Origin of the sequence: Flagellimonas algarum (genome assembly GCF_040513375.1) — a bacterium.
Lineage (GTDB): Bacteria > Bacteroidota > Bacteroidia > Flavobacteriales > Flavobacteriaceae > Flagellimonas_B > Flagellimonas_B algarum.
In genome coordinates, this window is record NZ_JBEVTG010000003.1 from 133638 (window position 1) to 156793 (window position 23156).

A 23156-nucleotide genomic window follows, 5' to 3' on the forward strand; every position below is an offset into this window, starting at 1 on the left:
GGTTTAGAAAAAGCGTGGTGTTAACAACTTGAGGTCCCGTTTTTTGGCAAAATCATAGCGGAGGAAAATTTCGTGACTCCCTTGGTTGTAGCGCCCCAATTGGGTGGTGCCCGCATCGTATGAATAGCCTAGCAATAGGCTTTTGGTCACTTGGATCCCGACCAGGCCACTCACGGCATCGGTCACCCGATACGACGCACCGAGGGTCAAGCGGTTGTTGAAGAGGAAATTCGCGGAAACATCGGCTATAGCTGGTGCCCCACGGGTATAACGCACCAAAAAGGTCGGTTTGAATTTCAATAAGGAGTTCAAATAGAAGACGTAGCCCCCCATCAGGTTGAAGGTCATGCGTTCGCGGGCGTTCGACACCGTAGTATCGTCGTAATGGGTGGTGGTCAGAAAATTGGGTACCGAGAGTCCGGCATACCAAAAATCACTATAGGCATAGACCCCGGATCCCACGACCGGACTGAGGCGGTTGTCGACATCGAAGCGGAATAAGGTCTCGGTGGTATCGTAGACCGTCAGTTTCGAATAATCGATGTTCAAGAGGTTGAGCCCCCCTTTGATGCCGAAGGACAAGGAGGTATACTGCCCTAGGGGAATCTGGTAGGCGAAATCACCGGCTAGGGTCTGTTCGCTCAGCGGACCGATTTGATCGCTGATAAAGGTAAGGCCAAGGGCCATGCGTTCGTATTTCAAGGGTCCGTTCGAGGTAAAGTTCACCGTTTGCGGGGCCCCATCAAGCCCGGCCCACTGTTGTCGGTACTGGGTGGTCATGCTTAAGACGCCACGGGTACCGGCATAGGCCGGGTTGATCACACTGGGGGTGTACATGTACTGGGTGTATTGCCCGTCTTGTTGGGCCTGGGCCAGGCTGCCGATAAGCAGCAGGGCCAAGGCTAGGGTATGTCGTAGGGTTGCGTTCATGATCGTCATATTAATCGGTGTTGAGGTAGAGGTAACCCGCTTGCTCCAATCGTTGGGTTTGCGCGTTGGAATCTTGGTAATCATAGCGAAGGATGTAGAAGTAGGTACCCGAAGGCAACAAGTGTTTTTCTTGGGTATTGGCATACCCTCGAAACACATTGTTGTTGCGGTCGTAATCGGTTGTCTCGAAGACTTTGGTACCCCATCGGTTGTAGACCTGTACGCTGTTGTTCGCGAGGCCGTTGATGTTTTCGATCAAGAGGTAGTCGTTTTTGCCGTTTTGGTTGGGCGAAACCGCGTTGTAGACCACTACATCAGGGGGCAAGATGACTTCTTCGTTCACCCGGGCCAGCGTAAAGACCCCACCTTCGGGCCCCACGGCCACTTCGGCCGTCACCGTTCGGCTATTGGGGTCAGCAACACCCCCTGCATCGCGCCATGCACCGGCAATGGGATCCCAGCGCGCGATACGCAATGCGGAATGTGGGGGTGTGACCACCTCACTGGGTGTGGTGGTCGTCTCATCCCAACCAAGGGTGAGTTGCAGTTGTCGTGTGCCCGAGGCACAGTTGACGACCCAATATTCATTGCCATCGACCAACGGAATGTTGCCGATCCGCAGGTCATTGGGGTAGGGGCGTTCAGGATCTTGATAAGCGTAGCGCACACTGACCTCGCCGGCCCCACCATCTAAGGGGGTGATATGGGCCTGTCGGTAGTACTGTACATCGCCGATGGGAAAGCTAAAGGCGACTTCACCGGTCTTGCCCACAAAGCCATCAACAAAGCTGGCATCGCTGGTATGGGCCACGGTGGCTTCCGGCTCCAAAAGCAAGCTTGCCCCTGGGTTCAAGGTATTCACGATGCCTTGGATCAGTTCGAGCCCCCCTGCGATGCGAATGGGCGCCATGACGTTCAAAGCGTGTTCACCACTACTGTTGTTGTTGATTTGCAGCTGCTTGAAATAGCTGGGTTGGCTGCCCGCGATTTGTTGCTCACTGCTGCCTTCAAAACGGGTGCTGCCGTTCGATCCGTCGGAAAAGTCGACCATACCGTTGTTGGTAAAGTCATGGTAGGCGAAAAGTTCACCGTCGTTGATCAAGGTACCGCTTTCGCTGTTTTCAAAATCGGAAAGCAGGCTTAGGGTGGTCTGATCACTAATGACCAGCTCGCCATGGTTTACGGTCTGTGCCGATAGGGCCAAGGGGCCGATCAGGACAAGCAAGGATATGATCATATTGTGAAAGGGTTTCATAGGCTTGTATTTGGGACGTTTGTTAGATGCTTCCTGAACTATTGTAAGCGTAAGGCGGTCCAATAGGCCGTCGTTACCCCGTTTATCCTTGTTGGCAAATACGTAATCTGATACCAACCCCCACCTTCGATGATGATCTGAGAGATTACCATCTCAGATCGGAAACTCTCTGAAGCGCTGATTTGTCCGTTACCATCGATAATAAAACTGATAGCTTGGGGTGCAATTTCCGTATCGGAGCCGGCAGCATAGTTATCATCCGTTGTTATGGCCACAATGGTATAGTTGATGACTTCATTGGTTGTATTCACCAAAACCGGAGTTACCAAATCGTTGTTATGATATAGCAAATCCATCCGTAAGCCGTCAAAAACGATCGCATTCGATTCTTGTCCGGAAGTTTCTATCAACAAGGCATTGGTGTTGTTCGAAAATTGCGTCGCCAATTTGCCGGTCATTCTCGGGCGAACACTGGTGTCACTGGCGAAATCCGCTGTGGAAGCTGAAGCCCGAAAGGCCCGTAATTCCCCGATGGCTATGTCCCCGAGACCGTTCGTTCCAGGGGTGGGAATGCTAATAACCGCCACGTCACCCGCCTCATCGGTATAGGTAATCGTACCGTCGCCATTGTCGACCAAACTGGTCACGGTTTCTTGGGCGGCTACGGTCGAAAGGTCGATGGCATGGGTCGTACCGTTTTCATCTTGGTAGGTCAATTGATCGAAATCGTCAGCGGGGTCGCTGCCGGTACCGTTGTCGTTGGTGGTGACGCTCAACACGGTCAGGGTCTCTTCTGACCGCACAATGTTGGCGATATCGATATCGGTGCCACTATGGTCCTCATCGGTATAGGTGATCGTGCCGTCCCCATTATCGACCAAGCTGGTCAGGGTTTCTTGTGCTTGGATGAAGGGTGCAAGATCCAAGGTCTGCTCCGTGCCTTCTTCGTTGGTGTAGGTGATGCTGCCGTCACCATTGTCGATCAGCTTGGTCACCGTTTCTTCGCCGGCAATGGTCGCGATATCAAGTTGGTGCACGACCAAATCTTCATCGGTATAGCTGATCGTGCCATCCCCATTATCGACCAAGCTGGTCAGGGTTTCTTGTGCTTGAATGAAGGGTGCAAGATCCAAGGTCTGCTCCGTGCCTTCTTCGTTGGTGTAGGTGATGCTGCCATCGCCGTTGTCAATCAGGTTGGTGACCGTTTCTTCGCCGGCAATGGTCGCGATATCAAGTTGGTGCACGACCGAATCTTCATCGGTATAGCTGACCGTGCCGTCCCCATTGTCGACCAAGGAGGTCAGGGTTTCTTGCGCTTGGATGAAGGGTGCAAGATCCAAGGTTTGGTCGGTCCCTTCTTCGTTGGTGTAGGTGATGCTGCCATCGCCGTTATCGATCAGGTTGGTTACGGTTTCGGCACCTCCGATGACCGCGATGTTCAATAAGGTCTCTACCCCATCTTCGTCGGTATAGGTAATCGTGCCGTCCCCATTGTCGACCAATGTGGTCAGGGTTTCTTGCGCTTGGATGAAGGGTAACAGGTCCAAGGTCTGGTCCGTCCCCTCTTCGTTGGTATAGGTGATGCTGCCATCACCGTTGTCGATCAGGTTGGTTACGGTTTCGGCACCTCCGATGACCGCGATGTTCAATAAGGTCTCTACCCCATCTTCGTCGGTATAGGTAATCGTGCCGTCCCCATTGTCGACCAAGGAGGTCAGGGTTTCTTGGGCTTGAATGAAAGGTAACAGGTCCAAGGTTTGGTCGGTCCCTTCTTCGTTGGTATAGGTGATGCTGCCATCGCCGTTATCGATCAGGTTGGTTACGGTTTCGGCACCTCCGATGACCGCGATATTCAATAAGGTCTCTACCCCATCTTCATCAGTATAGGTGATCGTGCCATCCCCATTGTCGACCAATGTGGTCAGGGTTTCTTGGGCTTGGATGAAGGGTAACAGGTCCAAGGTCTGGTCCGTCCCTTCTTCGTTGGTGTAGGTGATGCTGCCATCGCCGTTATCGATCAGGTTGGTTACGGTTTCGGTTCCTGCGATGGTCGAAATATCGAGTTGATGTTCGACCGAATCTTCATCCGTGTAGGAAATGGTACCATCACCGTTGTCGACCAAGGAGGTCAGGGTCTCCTGAGCATCGACGATCGAGGCGATATTTACGGTCTGGGCCGTAGCGTCCTCATTGGTGTATGTGATGGTACCATCCCCGTTCCCCACTAAATTGGTGACGGTTTCGGTTCCGGCAATGGATGAGATGTCCAGCTGGTGTACTACTTGATCTTCATCGGTATAGCTGATGGTACCATCGCCGTTATCGACTAGGGCCGTCAGTGTTTCGTTGGCTGCCAAGACGTTGATGATCTCGTCATGGATATCGCCCTGGTTTACGATATCCAGGGCAATGATATCCACAACATCCACTGATTGCGTGGTCCCTTCCTCGTTGGTGTAGGTGATCGTGCCATCACCATGGTCAACGAGATGGGTTATGGCTTCCGTAAAATTGGGATCGTTCCCGTTTTGGAACCGCTGCCAAAGGGCACCGTCCCAATAGTAATAGCCCGGGCGTATGTCGGCGGTTTCGGCCGTATTGAAGACCAACAATCCGACCACATTACCGCTGGTTATCGTGGCAAGATCATTAGTGCCCGTCAGGGCTACCCGGGGCAGCAACACCCCTTTGTCACCCGCAACTACGTCCAATTGGGCAGAAGGGTCGGGTAGTGCGGTGCCTATACCGACCTGGGCATAGGACCAATAACATGTCAATAGCAAAAAAAGATAGAAATATCTCATATCGAAAGAAATTAGGTTAATGCATTACTGCATGGATTTGGGTTTCGAAAAAGACCACGTAACCGTTTTTGGGGTAGGAATAGCGAGGCTACAATTGGCGGTCAACCGCCGCTCGGTCCTTGTCGGATTCTGGGGTAAAATAACGACTGGAGGGTCGCAGCGACAAAAGGAAAGTAGTATGTGGGTAATTTATGGCGTAAGTGGTCAGAAAGCCCTTCAATAAAATTTTTAAATAGCTGGTAAACAGTAATTTATTTCAACTTTAAGAAGAAGGCAAGGGCATGTTTTCGCCGCTTGGCTACGGGCAGGGTGGTCTCTGAATCGCGAAGCTGGCAGTAGTTCCCCTTCTTGCGCTCGATGCTCTCCACCTTGGTCAGATTGACCAAATATTTGTGGTGGATCCTAAAGAATTTCGGAGGGAGCAACAATTCGTATTCGCCCAAGTTTCGTGAAGAAAGTACACTTTTACCATCGTCGGTATAGAAACGGGTGTATTTACCATCGGCCGCGCAATATAAGATGCCCTCGATATCGATAAATGTCATGCCGTCGGTGGTGGGCAAGGCCAATACGGGGATGTCGAGATTGCCCAGGTTGGCATTGCTTTGGTTCACCCCATCGATTTCCCTTTCGTGCAGGTTGATCTGCCGAATGGCACGGTTGACCGCAATGACTAAATCAGGTAGGGCAATGGGTTTTACGAGGTAATCACGGGCATCGTAGCGGTAGGCTTTTGAGGCATATTCGTGATACGAAGTGATGAAGATCAGTTCAAAGGCGAAGTCTTCCAATTGATCGATCAGTTCGAATGAGGATCGGTCTTTGAGGTTGACATCCAAGAACAAGAGGTTGGGTTGTGTGGTATTGATGGCCGGGATGGCCTTTTTGACCGAATCGGCCGTGCCGACGATCTTCAAATCAGGAAAACACTGCTTCAAGTTCAATTCGAGCAGACGCAGATCGTCAAGGTTGTCCTCAACTAGAAAGGCGGTATAGTTTCGTTTCGACATGATCGTTAGTTTTAAGCGGCGTACCGCGTTCGAGGTCCGATACCCCATCGGGAATGATCAGGGTAACCCGCGTACCTTGTAGGGTACCACTTTTGAAATGAAGGCTTCCCTGCAATAATTTGGCAAAGTCCCTACAGAGGGTAAGCCCCAAGGCATTGCCTATTTCACCCTGGGTACCCTTTCGCGAGTCGTTTCCCAGGCGTAATTCACCCGCCTCCAAATGCGCTGCTGGAATGCCGATGCCATAGTCACGTACGATGATCAGCAAATTGCCTTGATGGTTTCCGACCCGCAGGGTGATCTGGGATCCCTTGTTCGAAAACTTGATCGCGTTGGTCAAAAGGTTGATCACAATGGTGCGTAGCATTTGGTAATCGGTATGGACGGTTTGTTCACTTCGGATGAAAGATTCGATAGTAAGTTGTTTCAAGCGTGCCTGCATGGTGACCACCTCCAGGCTTTCATCGACCAGCTTTTGCAACCCAATGCGCTCTTTGTTCAGGTGGATGAGGTTTTGCTGTAGTTTGGCCCAGTCCAACAACTGGTTGGTCAATTGAAAGTTATTCTGTGAGGCACGATAGATGGCATCGATGTAATCGGACCGCTCTTGCACGTTGAGGTCACCATAGCGGTGTTTCAACATTTGGGTATAGCCGAAGAGGGCATTGAAGGGGTTCAAGAGATCGTGCGCCAAGATGCCGAACAGCTTTGATTTGGTCGCATTGGCCTGCTGCAGTTCTTCATTCAGATTCGAGATTTCGCTTAGGTGGCGCTCCAGCACGGCGTTTTGACCTAAAATCGTGCGGTTTTTGGTCCGTAATTGGGCAGCTACCTTCTTTTTTCTTTGGAATCGGGCAATGAAATACAGTCCGATGAGGAACAAAAGGGCCCCGACACCCCAGGCAATGGTATTTTGAACCTGCTTTTCTCGAACGGTCAGCGCTTGGATCTGCAGGTCTTTCTTTAGGAGTTCGTTTTCTTGGGCCTTTTTTTCGGCCCCGAATTTGATCCCCGCTTCGATGTAGGCGTTTTCCTTTTCGACCAGTCGGAGCGAATCGAGGTAGCGGTTGCTGCGTTGGGTATGGGCCAAGGCACGCTCGAAATCGCCCTTTCCGGCGAATAGCACAGCGTAGAGGCTATCGCTCGCATGCCGTAGTTCGGGTCGGTTACGGAACCCTTGGTCGCCACCTGCGCGATCCAAATGGGTAAGCGCCTGATCGTAGGCGTGCTTTTTCAAGAATTGGGCGGCTAACATATAATGGGCGGTCTGTTCGTACCATTTGTACCCGATGGCCCTGGCCTGATCGAGTAAGGCCCGGTATTGTGAAATGGCTTCCTCGGTACGATCAAGGCCCATCAAATGGTTGCCTAGGGCGTAGCGCACGCGCAATTGCCCCTGTACATCTTCTGAAGTTAGGGCAAGGTGCAAGGCTTGTTGGTAGAGCGAATCTTGAACGGCGCTATTGGTGGTAAGCCCCGCTTGGTGTACGTTCAGATCGATCAATAGGTTGCGGTCGAAGGCTTGGGGATCCGTCGCATAAATCGCTTTGCAATCTTCCAAATAGCCCAGGGCGGCTTGGGTGTCGCCCACATTCCGGTAGGTGAGAAAGAGGTTGAGGGTGGCATAAAAGCGATCCTCCGGGCCCAGGGCCACGTCTTTGGCCGCTTGGTAGTAGGCGATGGCCCCATCGTAGTCGTGTTGGGCAAAGCGAATGCCCCCTAAGAGGTTGAGGACCTTGGTATGGTATACGGGTAAGGGTTCGGTTTCGGCCATATCCAACAAGTCCGTAAAAACGGCTTCGGCCGTTTCGAAGGCCAACAGTTCTTTATGGTTGTATCCAATGGTGTACAGTAGAAAGGGTTCCAATGCTTTGGCCTCGTTTTCGGGTAATGCGAGGATTTCTTGGGCCGTTTCGATTTTTAACGCACGGTCTTTGCTCGTGCTGAGTGTTTTGGCCAAGCGTCCGATAGGGGTACAGCTGTCTTGCCGGATGTGGGTCCAATAGGCTTTGGCCTGTTCATGATCGAGCCGTTTCCCCGATGGGGTCTCCTGGGCCGAAACCACCCCCGAAAGGGAGATGATGGCCAGGGACCAACCGAGGATATCGCAATACAATTTACAGGGAACGGTCATGGGTCAAACGGGTATCATATTAACATACAGCAAGTTACGTATAGGGATCGGTATATTTCGGTAAAGATTAAACAAAGTAATAAGTGGGATTTAAGGGAAATAAGTGGGTGTTAATAGGGAACAAAAGATCGTCGATTTTGTCGTTTTTAACCGATTTCACTCGATTGCACGGTCTTGGTTCATCAAACTTTAAACAAAGTAATAAACGGTTCGTTATGGAAACAGCATTACCGAAAAGGGAACAAGTGGTCAATTTGTGGGGGATGTATTGGTTATTACATCCATTGGTCGGAGCGAAAGCCGTAACATTTCAGGTCAAGACCTTATCAAAAAAGTTCGGGATTATAACTTGTTGACACGCACCGTGATCCTGCGGTTGGTGATGACCGTGGTCGGGGGGATGAAATTCACCTGTACCGTTTCCGAAGGATCGTCGGTGGTGATGTTGGTATCCGTCTGGTCTTGCGAATTCGTGATGGTATTCACATACGACATCGAACTCATATAAATATTCGTCATTTTCGCCCGTGCGACCAATGTCATCGTGACTAATTCGCCGCTTGTAATGGTGCCGATGGTCCAATTCGGATAGGTGAAACTCCCCTTCGAGACCGTGGCCGAAACGAAATCCAATCCCGTAGGCAAGACATCGGCCACCTGTAGGTTGGTTACGGGATCGGCGCCCATGCTTTGAACGGTGATGTCAAAGGAGACCAAATCCCCATCATTGACAACCAGATCAGTTGTCGATTTGTTCAAGACGATGTCGGGGTTGCAGTAGTACACCTCGATGTTGTTCGAATCATACGTACAGGGTCCGCGGGTTACGCGCAAGAAATAATCACCGGCCATGCTGGCCGTGTAGGTCGATGAGGTCGCCCCGGGAATTAATGCCCCATCACCATACCATTGGTAGGCGTCAAAGGTTTCGCCACTGGCGATTTCCAAGACCGCTCCGGGTAGGCAATTGCTTCCGGTGATCTGCAGATTCACGTTCGGTAAGGTATCGAAGCCCGAGTAATATCCTGCGAGACCCCGGGCACCGTTGAAACCGAAAAACCCAACGGCGATGGGTCCTGAGGATTGTACACTGACTTCTCCGGTGAGGTTGGGAATGTAAAAGGTCTTCCAGTCGGTGGTGCCGGCTACGGTCATAGCTGCGGGTAAGGTCACCGTGCCCCCTGAATCGGTCACGATGATGTTACTGTCAGGGGTCACTGTCGAGGCGATGATGGTCACTCCACCTGAAATGGTCACCCCGGCGGCATCGGTGATGCTGGGGATGTTGTCCATCGTATCGGGCAGTAAACAGTTCACGGGGGCCACAAAGTTCAATCCTTGGGTATAAGCTTGGGTCGAGCCTCCCATACATTGGTAGGCATAAACATCCTTAGAGGTTTCGATGTACATGTTCGCCCCAACGGAGTTGGAGGAATAGTTCGTACTCGGTACTTCGAAAAAATCGCCGTTGTTGATGGTCGCTATAGGTGTGGCCGAACCGTTAACGTAGATTTCCGTATTGTTCTGGGTACCGATGATCAGGGGAAATTCCGTCCATCCGTTCGAATTCCCATTCCCACGAATGAACACGTATTCTTTCCCCAAACGGTTTTCGGGTACAGGTTGGTCGATCCCGGCATCACGGTTGCTCGAACCGGCCTGGCGCCCATAGTTGAGAGATCCGTTGCTAATGACAATGTCTTTATCGGCAACAACTGAAGCCCCAATCCAGCCACGTTCATGGGCCGTGGTGGGTGCGGTACCGATATAGGTTTCGAAGACAAAAGACTCGTTGGCATCCAAGGTAATCTGGTAGGAGTCGGCGGTAATGCCCGCACGATCGGTGCCGACGCGGAATTCGCAATCGGGGTCGTACCCGAAAAGATCGATGGTCGTATCGTCTTCGGTGGCCATGATGCCCAAGGTATTCGATTTGGAAACGTGACTCCCCAAGTTCGGTACACCTCCCCATTTGAAATTCGTGCCCAAGGCCACGCGACCTTTGGAGGTCAGCGAAGCGGCCTGCGAGTTCGACCGGCCACGGTAGTTGACGTAAAAGTTGTTGCCGCCCGGGGCTTCGAACCGTAATCCGCTGTTGGTCAAAACCACGCCAGTATTCGAATCATCGACCAAGGTGACGTTATTGTTTCCATTCGCCAAGTTGTAGATGGCCGGCGCGGTATTCGAAATGGTAAAGGAGGTGATGGGGGTCGGGTTGGTCCCCTGATAAACGTTGACGGTAAAGGCGGTAGTTTCCGGGGTAGACAAATACACGGCCTGCTGTTGGATGGCCCCGTTATTCTGGCCTTGTCGCAATGGGGGTAGGTAATGGAGGTCGCTGAGCTGGCCGTAGGATAGATATCCCACCAACCCGACAATGATCACAAGCCATTTTTTGAAGTCCATCCCCAAACCGTTACAACTACCAAAATAGGACAACAGGGCAGTTCGTTACAAGCTTTCGTTGTCAAACGAAATGCCCTTGTTGTGAAACTCTCAAAATATGATATTCAATTCCCTTCCTTATTCTTAAACACCAGTATTTTAGCGGTATAAGGTGAAATGCCCGATGAATTCCCTTTGGTCTTCAATGCCGTTCAATTTGATGATGTACCAGTAATCCCCTGACGGAAGGTCGTTCAGTTGGTATTGACCGTCCCAGCCGTCTTGGTTGCCGATGAATTGGTAGAGCGTACGGCCGTATCGATCGTAGATCTTGATAAAGATATTCGGATACTGGTCGATATTCTCTGGGCGCCACACATCGTTTTGACCATCCCCATCAGGGGTAAAGAAATTCGGGATTTCCACATCGATGAATTCGATGAAGATCTCTTCGGTGACACTACAACCGTTCTCATCGGTCACGGTGATGGCATAGGTGGCCGTTTCGGTGATATAGAATTCCGATTCGGTGGTCACGCCCTCCCCATTGATCATGTAGGTATACGTGCCCGATCCGCCTAGGGCCAAAGCCGAAATGGTATTGATGTTGCTTTCGGTCAATTGCAGCTGCAAAGGTTCGAATTCGGTTACGGTGAAATCAAAGGTATTGGCGCAGCCGTTGCTGTGCAATACCGTGATGTAATGATCACCGCCACTAAGGCCCTCGAAGGTGGCTTCCAAGACCATTTCGGTCGGATCCGTCGTATCAAGACCGTACAAGACGTCGGCCAAGATGCTTTGATCCTCAAGATCCACGCTGACACGGTTCGAGGTAATGCCATTATCACAGAGGTATTCGACATTGGCCGCACCGGCAAGGTTGACCCCTGGATTGATTTCAAAGATCTCGGTAGTCTCACAGCCATTCGCATCCCTAATAAATACCACATGGGTACCCGCGGGCAGGTCTTGGTAATCGAATCGGTCTTGTACGAAGTCCGCATCGTTATTGCTGTTCAAGGCCGTGCTGTATGGTGCGGTTCCTCCGTTTACGGTCAAGCTCACGGTTCCGTCGCTGCTTTCGAAACAAATCTCATCGGTGGTCGTTGAGTTGGCTTGCAACGCATCTGGAGCGGTCAAGGTAAACTCGACCAGCTCGAAACAGCCGTTGCCATCTTGAACGATAATCCTATAGGTGCCTGGAGATAGGCCTACGAAACTGTTTTCGGTATCGAATTGGTTCAGGTTGGGTGAAATCGCGAATTGGTAATCGCCCACACCTCCTTGAACGTCCAAGAAAATACTTCCGTCATCGGCATCGGAACAACTGATTTCCGAAATGGTCGGGGTGACCACCAATGGGGTCGGCTCATCGATCACGACTTCGGCAGAAACCACTTCACAGTCCCCACTCTGTACGCGTACGTAGTAGGTGCCGATCGGTAAGTCGGTAAAGCGACCGTCGGCCTGGTTCGGACGTAATTCGTTCGTCAAAGCCATATCGGAGAACAAAGCATATTGGTAGTTGCCCAATCCGCCATCAGCGAAGGCTTCTATAAGTGCCGTACTTTCACCGGTACAGTTGACGCGTGCCGCGTCGGTATCCAAGGCTACCGTAAGCGGTGCCACAGGTTCTACGGTAATTTCATTCGATTGGATGGAAACGCAGTTAAAGCTGTCCCTGATGTAATAGCGGTAGCTACCGGCCACGACATTACCGAACAAATGGGTATCGGCGGCCACGGTTTCATTCATCGGACTATAGGTAACCCCATCGACACTCCAGCTGTATGGGCCGGTACCTCCGGTTGCCATCAATAACAACTCGGCATCGGTTTGACAACTCAAAAGGGTTTGGGTCACCAAGGTACCTTGTACTTCATCAGGACTCGGAATTTCAACTAGGGTCGACTCGAAGGTACAATCCATCGCATCGATGACCGTGATGCTATAGAAACCTGCCCCTAGGTTGTCGAAATTCGGGGCCGTTTGCGAAATGGAGCTACTCAACAAAGTGCTTCCTGCCGCATCGTTATAGGTATTCAAGATATAGCGGTAATCGGTCGTCACGTTTCTTGGATCAAGAACGATGGAAACCGAGGCATCGGTGTCACCATCACAGACCAAGGTGGTAGTCGAAATGGTTCCGGTAATCGGATCCGGCAACAACAACTCAAAAGCATTGTTGAACGGAACCGCACAGCCCAAAGCGTCCGTTACGGTTACGGTATACTGGCCGGCGATCAAATTCTGGAACAGATGTCCGTTCACATTGGTAACCGTAGTGGTAGTTGCCGAGGCATTGTGGGTCAAATCGATGGTATAGGGTGCTTGGCCGCCCGTTGGGTTAACCAAGGCACTTCCTTGATCGTTCGTACATCCGACATCGACCAAAGCGATCGGATCCAAGCCTATCGCGGCCGAAGGGGTCGTAATATTGAACGAACGCACCTGACTACATTCCGGGAAGGCGTCTTGTGTAATTTCTACGAGATAGTCGCCAGCAGGAACGGCGATGGCGGCTGTTGGTCCTACATTGGCCGAAGTACCGGTCAACACGGCCGCCCCATCATCCGATCGGTCGGTCGGGGTTCCGTTGGTATTGTAAATCGCCCAGTTGAAACCGCCGGTATAGGTGGCATCGGTAATCGTGAATTGCACGCTTCCGTCATCACCGAAACAGACCGCATCGGCCAATTTGGTGACGATGACATCGAACGTATTCGGTTCTTCGACAAGATGTGCCACGGTAATCTCACAACCGGTGTTCACATTTCGGATACCGAAGGTATGGTTGCCTGCCGGAAGATCCAAGAATTGGTTGGACGCTTGATAGGTCGTCGCCGGAAGCAGTCTGAATTCGTAATTCGCAGGGTTAGCCGTATAGTTCGATAGGCTTCCGATAACATCGATGTTGATATCCTCCCCGCCGTTCGCACAGCTAATGGCGTCGTCGATATGGACGCTCGCACTCAAGAGTTCATCGAACGCGGGTATGTTTACGACGGCATCGGTCGAACAACCGTTATCATCCACTACGGTAACCGTGATGGCCGCCCCTGCGTAATCGGTATGGATGTACACGGGGTCGGTGCCTGATTGCAAGACCGTGGTAGTGGCATTGTCGACGAATTCGTAACGCACATAGGTGCCACTACCACCGGCGATACTGGCCACATCGATGCTGATCGCGGCGTTGTCGGCAGCGTTGTCGGCAGCACATCCGAATGGGGTGACCGTCGGTGCGTTAAAGCTGATTACGGCCGGTTCGTCAATAACGATATTGGTGACCACCGTGGTACAACCGTTTTGGCCGGTCGCGGTGACGTCATAGGTACCCTGGGGCAAGTTTTCAAAACTGTTGGTCGCCGCATTGAAGGTGGCGATGTTCGGACTTAGCGTATAGGTTAACGGGTTGATACCGTTGTTCACTTCAGTAATGGCAATGCGCCCATCAGAGGCCCCATTACAAGTGATATCGGTATGATCTGCCGTAAAGTCCGGTTGGGTTGCCGCAGGAATGACCACGGTAAAGCTTCGTGAACATTCGGGACCGGCAGTACCGGTATCGAATACATTGACCGTATAGGTGTCGGCCACTGTGGCGAGCACTGTGGTCGGATTCGTTGCTAGGGCCTGACGGGCGACCAAAGTCGATGCCGTGCCCAGCACTTCATAATCGTAAGTGCCCGAACCGCTCAATACCTCGATCAAGATCTCGGCCTCATTGCCAGCACCACAACCCAAAGTCTCTGCCAGGGTAGCATTGGCCTGTAATTGGGGATGTACGGTAATGGAGCTGCTATCGCTACATCCGTTGCTATCGATGATACTCACCGCATAGGTGCCTGGACCAACATTGTTGAATACCCCACCGTTATTCAGGTAGTTCGCACCACCGTCGATCGAGTAGAAGATTTGTGCCGCTCCTGATGAAGCGGTGATGGTCACATCGGCCAGGGCATCGCAGTTGTCGATCGCAATGGCATCAATGGTAGGATTGGGGGCCAAGTTGAGGTTGACACTGCCCAAGTTCGTACTACATCCGTATTGGTCGGTCACAGTGACCGTATACGATCCGGATGGTGAATTGGCCGGTATTTCAATAGGGTTGTCCAAGGTTCCTGAAATCGTTGTGAAAGGCGCAGGACCGGTCACATCATAGAAGTAGGTACCCCCACCTCCAGCGATATCCGGGATTTCGATCAATCCAGGACGATCACAGGCGATATGTTGTGTTACGGCCGGCGTGCCGGTCAAGGCATCCAACTCCAACAAGATCTCATTTTCAGAAGCACTGACACAGCTGGCGACCACACCATCCATTTTGGTGACTTCGACGAAGTAGGTGCCGGCTCCCAAGCCCGTAAAGGTCAAGGTCTGCGGATCTGAGAAGGGAACGTTTCCGCCACTATCGCTGACCAAAACCGGTGTGCCCGAAGCAATGTCATAGAACGACCATTGCATTTCGGATCCCGGCGAAACCGTATTTTCCGTGATGGTATATTCGATGCTTCCGTTCGCACTTCCATTACAAGAAGGGGTCACCGTTGAGGTAATGCCCAGCGGACGGGTAATCAGGTTGTTCACGTTTACATTACTCTGACGTACACATCCTGCGGCATCACGCACGTAGAAGGTGTACGTACGACCGGGTACCAAACCGTTGAACACATAGGGGGTCACGGCATCTTGGGCCGGAGTCGTCCATGGTACGGTCGGGGTCACCTGGTCGAAATTGGCGGGATCTTCCGAATAGGTATATTGGTAGTTCGGGGTACCTTCGGCACCCTGAACGGTCACTTGAAGTTCGTTACAGTTGACGATCAAGGCCGAAATGGTAATGTCAAGATCATCCAATGGGAACGGAATGATGAATTGCGGTAGGTCGGTCTGGCAAATGGTGTTTCCGAAACCGTCTACGGTACGCAAGGACGGAAAGACCGTCTGCCCTGAAACATACCCCCTGAACTGGTCGGAGGTCTGCCAGGTCATCCCCGCATCATCACTGAATTCGACCGTGCCAACGGTCAATGGATAGCCGGTCACATCAAAACCGAAATCGGTGCTGACACCAGTACAGGTCGATGGGGTGATACCGACGATGGTCGCCGTCAATTCATCCGGATTGCCAATGGTTATCGGCGTGTCGACCAAGTTACATCCATAACTATCGGTGATGGTCACGGTATAATCACCGGGCATCAGGTTAAAGAAATCGTAAGTCGTGGTGAGTACATCGTTCACGGTTTGATCCGATGCCCCCCCATTGTCCAAATCGACCAAGTCGATGGTAAAGGGTCCGTCCCCTGCGGTGATATTAATGGCTATCGATCCCAAACCATCGTGGCATTCGGGGTCGGTCGGTGTTGCGGTATACGCCAAAGCCGGGGCACTGGCTACGCTGACCGTCTCCATATACTGGCAATAAGGTGCGGTCCCTGAATTGTCCCTGACATAGACGTCAAAATCGCCTGCTGAAGCCGCATTGACGGTGAAGGTATTGCTAGCTCCGAAATCGGAGTCGGCCACAGTTGTTCCGTTGGTCAAAAAGGCGTACACGAAATTGCTATCACCTCCTGAGGCGGTCACGGTAATGCTACCGTCTGCACAGCTGGTTACATCCACCACATCGACGATCGCGGTCAATACCGGTGCGATGGTCACGGTCTCCGCGGCCGAAATACAACCGAAGGCATCCGATACCTCTAGGTTATAGGTGCCATTGGCCAAACCGGTGAAGGTATAGCTTGTTGCCGTTGATGGGGTAGGGGTCAACCAGGCCCCACCGTTGATCCTAAAGGTGTAATCCCCGTTTCCGGCGGTTACGTTCGCGGTGATGGTGGCGTTATTGAGTCCGTCGTAACAGGCGGTCGCCGTCGTAGTAAAGGTCACCGTTTCGGGGGCGCTTACCGTGATCGGCGTTGTCGACAAGGCTTCACAACCGTTGTCATCCATGACCCGCACCAAATACGTGCCGGCCGCGATATTATTAAAGGTCGTCGCTGTTTGATAGGCAACGATCACACCACCGACCGTATCCTCGATCTGGTATTCGTAGCCAGGAGTGCCTCCTGTTGCGGAAGCTTCCAAAGTGGCACCGGTATTGAAACAGGTGAAATCGGCCGTTAAGGCCAAACTGGCATTGACTACGGTGGGTTCGGTCAAGGTCACCGGGAAGCTCACGGCACAACTGGTATCATCAAGCTTGCGTACTTGAACCGTATAGCTACCATCGCCCAAGTTTTGCGGCGTGGTCACCAAAGCTGAAGTCGATGGGGTCCAAATCACCCCATCGAAGGAGTATTCGAATCCGATGGCGGCGGTAAAGTTGGATACTTCAAAGACGATGAAGCCGTCAGTATCCCCATTACAGCTTGGGTCAAAGGTGGTGATCAATTGGGCATCGAAGGCGCGATCGCTTTCGATGACCACTGAAAGGTCTTGGGTTTGCGGACACACATCGGGCTGTTGGAATGCCGTGATGTCGTCCAAAATCAGATCGTTACCATCGTTGCTGTTCACATTCGTACGGAACACGATGTCGATATCGGTATTGGCGCCGGGATCGAAGGTGATCGTGCGCTCATGCCAATCGGTGTCTGAAGTATTTTTTGGGATTTCCGGGGCTACGGCACTGTAGATGATCGTACCGGTATTGTCCAAAATTTCGACCAAAACCTCCGGGTTGTTGCCCGCGCCTGACAAATTCATCAGGTTGTAGGCCCAGAAATTCAAGGTAATCTCTTCGTTCGGCAAGACTTCAAGGTCGCGTCTGGCCCAAAGGATGTTGTTCAATTGGGGGTTTCCGGTATCGGAGAAGGTACTGACATCGATTGCCAAGAAACGGCCATCGACCAAACCGGTATGATCTTGCGGACTGGTCCAGAAAGTCACGGGATTGGTCACGAAATTCGTTACGGTGTATTCCCCATTTACCAAAATACCAGCTGGCCCACGGTTACACGTGGTCAGGGATCCATCTTGGGGTTCGTAGCAATAGTCGGCCCCGATTTCACCGATCTGGGTGGTTACCCCGGCTCCGAAGTCCTCAAAGAACAAGGTGCTCTGGGCGGCGGCGATCGAGCTCGAATACCCGACACTCACCGTGTAGGTGCCTGCGGTGATATTGGTGAACACATTGTTATCGGCCGGTGTGTTTTCGGTCCCATTCAAGCTATAGGTATAGTCGAAATCGCTTGTGTTGGTGGTTGAAATGGTGATGGTGCCTTCGCCATTACAATCGTAATCGACCGCATAAGATAGGTTGGGGTCGGCAACTTCGGTCGGTACCGTAAGGTCCATGGCAAAGGTACAACCCAAGGCATCACGTACCGAAAGCTGGTAGGTGCCCGCGGCCAGGTTGCGTTCGTAATTCGTATCGTAGTTGGTGCCTCCGTCGAAACTATATTCATACGGGGCTTGCCCGCCATTGGCGTTTAAGATGCGCACCAAGGCCCCACTGGGGTTGCATGACGCGTCCTCCACAATGGCCGCCGAAGCGGTCAATCGGAACGGCTGTACGATTTCGTAGTCGAAATTTTCCACACAACCAGATCCCACGCTTCCGCTGGAGTCCATGACCGTGATGGTATAGAACCCGGCAGCAAGGTTGGTGAAGGTATCGCTGGTCTGGTAATTGGCACCTCCATCCAAACTGTATTGATACGGAGCGGTTCCTCCGGTTACGTTGACCGTTAGCGATGCTGTAGATGAATCAGCGCATACAATGCCTGAATCGGAGGCCGATACGGTCAAGCCGCCCAATTCTTCGACGGTTACCGTATTCGAAATGGCATAGCAGCCATTGTCGTCAAAAACGATGAATTCGTAATCCCCATCTTCGTTCGGGAAATAGGTCGCTGGGGTACCACGGTATCCGAACAAGAAATTCTGGGTGGTCTGTAGGTCGGCGGCCGTGATGTCGGAAGGATCGGTATATAGATCTACACCGTCTTTGCTCCAAATTGCCATTTGGTAATCCGGATTTGGGGTGCCACCGCTCGGGGTCAAGGTGACGATACCCGCGGTACAGGTAATATTTTCGGTGGTGACGGCCACAACGGTCAATTGTGGAATTTCGGCCACCGTAATCTGTTGGGTGTCGGAACAGCCGTCTTCGGTCGTGGTGATTACGATATAATCGCCAGGGTTCAAATCAGCGAACGTATGGGTGTTGTCGGTGGTCGCAAGGTTGCTATCCACAAAGGTGCCTTGGCCGGCATTGCTGCCGTCGTCGAGACGTAGTTCATAGCTGTAATTCGGTAGTACGTTCAACGCCTGGATCGAAATGGAACCGAGTTGGTTACAATCGGCAGGGGTGGTATCAAGGGTCACTTGGAAATCGCGTTCCAAAATCCCGATATCCTCGGTTTCGAAGATACAGCTGCCCACAATGGGGTCGCCACTGACGGGATCCAATTGGGTGACTTGTACTTTGTAGGTACCGCTAGTGGTAATGTCGAAGTTCGGCCCGTTGTCGTTTGCAAAAGGAACGATGATGTTATCGTTCGAAGCATCGACCAATTGGAAGCCGTAATTCGATCCGATATTGGTAATCCGGATGTTCCCCGGGGTGCTACACAAGATATCGGAAGCGGTATGCAAGATATCCAAAGTGTTTTTGAACACATTGAAATAGAAACGGCTAAAACAACCGTTCTGGTAGTTGATGACCACGCGATAGCGTCCTGCATCGGTGATGGTATAATTGTCTTGTACGGCAAGGTCGTTCCAGGTACAGCTGCCGTTTTTGTTGGCGCAGTCGTCGCCGGTATCGGCACAACTGGCTTCATCCAATTGCTGCCAAACGATGCTATCGGCATCGGTGATGCCCAATTGAATGGTCGCCTCGTCGTTATCCCCACATAAAAAGATCTTGGGTAAAAGGTCGCCATCGATCGAACAGGTTACGATTTCACCTTGCAAGTCGTTGTCGGCATTGGCGTCACTATTGACTTGGTTGAAGTACTCGATGACCGGATTGGTCTGGGTGGTGCCGAAGCGTTCTACCGTGATCAGTTCGGTCAGGTCAGGGCAGCTTCCGCCGCCAGACTTTTCAACGATGTAGTTGCCGATGTTGGTCACGATGATCGTGCTGGGATCTCCATCGGGATCGCCGTCGTTCAATACGGTGTCACCGGCATCGATCTGTCCGTTGCCGTTGTTGTCCAAAGCCCAGGTATAGGTCGTAAAGCCAGATCCGGCCGTTAAGATGACATCATCACCGCATAACTGTACGGTACGGGCTACCCCACAATTCGTCAAATCATCCAAAATGTTGTTTTGGGCAACGGTGGGCGTGGTGGCACATGGGAAGTTGGAGCTTCCGGGTTCGTCGGTAAAGACCGTCGGGTTCACCACACCTTGGAAGGTGATGTAGGCATTATTTTCGAGTTGTGCGGAACAGGCGTTCACGAAATCGGAACAATTGCCCGAAAGGGTGACCGTAATCCGGATGCTGTATACGGGATCTCCGATCTGTACTAGGTTGTCCGGAATAGTGAAATTCAGGGTGTTGGTCCCCACATCGTGGGTATAGGTCGTACCCAAGGCATCGGACACATCCACATTATCCAAAGTGACATTGGCGGGTAAGACGTTACGGATGGTCACATTCGTCGCGTCGTCATCACCGGTATTTTGGAAGCGTAAGACGTATTGGTAGGTCTGGCCTAGGTTGACCCCTTGACCATTGATATCGGTACCCCCCAAATCTTCAGAGGTATTGCCCAAGATGATCTCTGGGGCGAACACCTGCACGTAAGAGGCATCGTTTACGGTACCGTCGGCCGGATCGACCACAGGTACCCCTGAGCCGTATTCGCCGCCATCGCCACCATCGGCATTGTCGTCTTTGTACCATTCATTGGCATCGCTACAACCGTCATCATCGCTATCGAGATCCAAATGATCCGGATAACCGTCACTATCGGTATCACAGCCAGCGGTCAACAAGACCCCTTGTAGGTTGGTCGGGCCGACTACGGCCTGGCCGATGGAAATGGTGTTGCTTCCGGAAGGATTCCACGTGATGGTCGCGGGAGGGGTATCCAAGAACATGGGTTCAAGTGGACCGTTCGAAGAACGGGTCCCAAAAATCTCGAATTCCCCGGCTTGGTTGATGACCACCCGAATAGCGGGCGTTCCATTGGTTCCGGTGACCGTCCAAATGTCCGGATTGCCCCCTTCCCCGTAAGTCGTGCCGTCTGCAAATCGTGCAAAATTGCCCGCCGCCCCGAGTTGGAACTGAATTTCTCCTGCCACATCATTCCCGTTTAGGGACAGGTTGAAGGAGTTGTCGATACTGAAGATGTCGACGATCAAATAGTTATCGACACTGACCAGCGCACTATTATGTGAGTTTCCATTGGCGATGTTGAAAGCCAAGGTATCGCATTCGTCCTCATCATAGATCCCGTCGTTATCGTCATCCAAATCGGTAATATCACGTACCCCATCATTGTCAAAATCGTTGTGCACCGTAATCAGGGCGCTAGGGTTGTCAGGGGTCGTATTCGTATCGGTCTGGTCTTGGGTATTGGTGACCGTATTGGTCAAACTCAATAGGGGAAGGATATCGATTTCATCGGCCTGGACTTCCAATTCGAGTTCAGCGACCTCACCACCGTTCAAGGTGCCGATGTTCCAAACGTTGCCGCTAAAGCTTCCAGAAATGGTGAAGGCATTGAGCAGCGTCAAACCGGTCGGGATGTCATCGGTGATCTGGAGGTTGGTCACAGGACCTACCCCAAGGTTGCGCACACGAATGGTAAAGGTGGCCGTTTCACCTTCCATGATCTCGTCTTTATCGACGGTTTTATCGAGGATGATATCGGGATCACAGTATAAGGCTTGGATCGAGTTACTATCATAGGTACAAGGCCCTTTGGTACCCCGTACGAAGTAGTCACCGGCAACGGTCGGGGCAAAACTCGGCCCGTTCGCACCTGGGATCATGACCCCATCGCCAAACCATTGGTAGGCATCGAAGTTGGCCGTAGCCTCAAAGATCTCGGAGCCAACGAAACAACCGGTACCCCCACGGATCTGCAGGATTACTTCAGGTACGGTATCGAAACCGGAGAAATACCCGGCTACCCCACGGGCACCGTTATAACCAAAGAAACCCACGGCCATTGGACCTGTGGATTGTACACTAACCGCTCCGTTGAGGTTGGGTATGAAAAAGGTTTTCCAATCGGCCGATCCCGCAACGGGATTCGAAGCTGGCAAGGTCACCGCACCGTTGCCATCGGTCACGATGATGTTGGCATCGGGCGTATTGACGGCGGCGATGATTGTCAGTCCACCGGTCACGTCCAAGCCGGCCATATTCCGGATGTCGGGGATGTTGTCCATCACATCGGGCAACAAACAGTTGACCGGGGCGACGAAGTTGAGTCCTTGTGTGTACACTTGGCTGGCCCCTGCCATACATTGGTAGGCATAAACGTCCTTGGAGGTCTGTACCAGCATGTTGGCCCCAACGGTATTGGCCGAGAAATACGAACTAGGGATTTCGAAGAAGTCCCCTTCGTTCAAGGTCGCGATCGGCGTTGCGTTGCCATTGACGAACACCTGGGTGTTGTCAGCAGTGGCGATGACGAGCGGAAATTCCGTCCAGCCATTGGTGTTTCCGTTACCACGGATGAACACGTATTCTTTTCCCAATCGGTTTTCAGGTACCGGTTGGTCGATACCGGCATCCCGGTTGCTAGCGCCTGCCTGTCGTCCGAAGTTGATCGAACCGTTGCTGATGACGATGTCTTTGTCCGATTCGATATTCGCCCCGATCCAACCGTCTTGATGGGCCGGAGTGGGGTTGTTACCGATGTAGGTTTCGAACACGAAGGATTCGTTGGCATCGAGGGTCACGGTGTAGGTATCGGAAGTGATGCCGGCAATATCGTTTCCGACGCGGAATTGGCAATCGGGGTCGTAGCCGAACAGTTGAATGGTCGTATTGTCTTCGGTCGCCATGATCCCTAGGGTATTCGATTTGGAGGGATGGGATCCAAGGTTGGGCACACCGCCCCATTTGAAACTGGTTCCTAAGGCCTGCCGTCCTTTGGCCGTCAATGAGGCCGCCTGGGCACTGGAGTTTCCACGGTAGTTGACGTAGAAGCGATTGCCACTGGGCGACTCGAATCGGAGGCCGCTATTGGTCAATACCACACCGGTGTTGGAGTTGTTGACCAGGGTAATGTTGTTATCACCGTCTGCTAGGGTCCACACTGCCGGGGTCACATTCGAGATGTTGAAGGTGGCGACCGGTGTCGGGTTGGTCCCCTGGTACGCGTTCACCGTGAAGGTGGTCGGCTCGGGGGTCGACAGGTAGATGGCCTGATCACGGATCCCCGCATTGTTCTGCCCTTGTTTCAAAGGCGGCAGGTAATGCAGATCACTGAGCTGTGAAAAGACGTTTTGGTTGGTGAGGATAAGCAGTAGGAAAAGCAGTCCTTTTACGAAAAAAGAAGTGCTGAACAGTTTGGTGGTACGGCCCATGTTAGACGGTAGTTGTTGATGTTTTTAACAAAAAAAACAGCTTTACCCATGATTACCAGATAATTGTTGTGAACGGAGGAAAAGCGATGTTAAAGCCCTATGATGCTGTTGTCTCGTATTTTAAAAAGGGG

At 52.0% G+C, this 23156-nt stretch carries 7 protein-coding genes; all 7 read right to left on the reverse strand.

What is annotated here, in order from left to right; genetic code table 11:
- Positions 1-3: 3 nt before the first annotated feature.
- The 7 genes from ABV409_RS14300 to ABV409_RS14330 all read right to left on the reverse strand — a co-directional run bounded on the left by ABV409_RS14300 (position 4) and on the right by ABV409_RS14330 (position 23025).
- On the reverse strand, positions 4-930 hold the full coding sequence (locus tag ABV409_RS14300) for a PorP/SprF family type IX secretion system membrane protein (RefSeq protein WP_353878300.1): 927 nt from the start codon (positions 928-930) through the stop codon (positions 4-6).
- Positions 931-940: 10 nt separating this feature from the next.
- Positions 941-2185, reverse strand: coding sequence for a T9SS type B sorting domain-containing protein (locus tag ABV409_RS14305; protein WP_353878301.1), 1245 nt, complete (start codon positions 2183-2185; stop codon positions 941-943).
- 38 nt (positions 2186-2223) lie between these two features.
- Positions 2224-4989, reverse strand: coding sequence for a beta strand repeat-containing protein (locus ABV409_RS14310; protein WP_353878302.1), 2766 nt, complete (start codon positions 4987-4989; stop codon positions 2224-2226).
- 251 nt (positions 4990-5240) lie between these two features.
- The gene (locus tag ABV409_RS14315) at positions 5241-5999 is read right to left on the reverse strand and encodes a LytR/AlgR family response regulator transcription factor (protein WP_353878303.1); all 759 of its coding nucleotides are present in this window, start codon (positions 5997-5999) and stop codon (positions 5241-5243) included.
- Entirely contained in the window at positions 5965-8133 is a 2169-nt protein-coding gene (locus ABV409_RS14320; RefSeq protein WP_353878304.1) for an ATP-binding protein, read from the reverse strand. Before ABV409_RS14320 ends, ABV409_RS14315 begins: the two co-directional genes overlap by 35 nt.
- Before the next feature lie 342 nt (positions 8134-8475).
- The gene (locus ABV409_RS14325; protein WP_353878305.1) at positions 8476-10539 is read right to left on the reverse strand and encodes a DUF11 domain-containing protein; all 2064 of its coding nucleotides are present in this window, start codon (positions 10537-10539) and stop codon (positions 8476-8478) included.
- Positions 10540-10677: 138 nt separating this feature from the next.
- Positions 10678-23025 (reverse strand): T9SS type B sorting domain-containing protein, encoded by a 12348-nt coding sequence (locus ABV409_RS14330; RefSeq protein WP_353878306.1) that lies wholly within the window; start codon positions 23023-23025, stop codon positions 10678-10680.
- Positions 23026-23156: the final 131 nt, after the last annotated feature.

What these genes read in the sequence shown, in the direction of transcription:
- ABV409_RS14300 (WP_353878300.1), bottom strand. Translation starts at nt 930, where the DNA reads ATGAACGCAACCCTACGACATACCCTAGCCTTGGCCCTGCTGCTTATC.
- ABV409_RS14305 (WP_353878301.1), bottom strand. Translation starts at nt 2,185, where the DNA reads ATGAAACCCTTTCACAATATGATCATATCCTTGCTTGTCCTGATCGGC.
- ABV409_RS14310 (WP_353878302.1), bottom strand. Translation starts at nt 4,989, where the DNA reads ATGAGATATTTCTATCTTTTTTTGCTATTGACATGTTATTGGTCCTAT.
- ABV409_RS14315 (WP_353878303.1), bottom strand. Translation starts at nt 5,999, where the DNA reads ATGTCGAAACGAAACTATACCGCCTTTCTAGTTGAGGACAACCTTGAC.
- ABV409_RS14320 (WP_353878304.1), bottom strand. Translation starts at nt 8,133, where the DNA reads ATGACCGTTCCCTGTAAATTGTATTGCGATATCCTCGGTTGGTCCCTG.
- ABV409_RS14325 (WP_353878305.1), bottom strand. Translation starts at nt 10,539, where the DNA reads ATGGACTTCAAAAAATGGCTTGTGATCATTGTCGGGTTGGTGGGATAT.
- ABV409_RS14330 (WP_353878306.1), bottom strand. Translation starts at nt 23,025, where the DNA reads ATGGGCCGTACCACCAAACTGTTCAGCACTTCTTTTTTCGTAAAAGGA.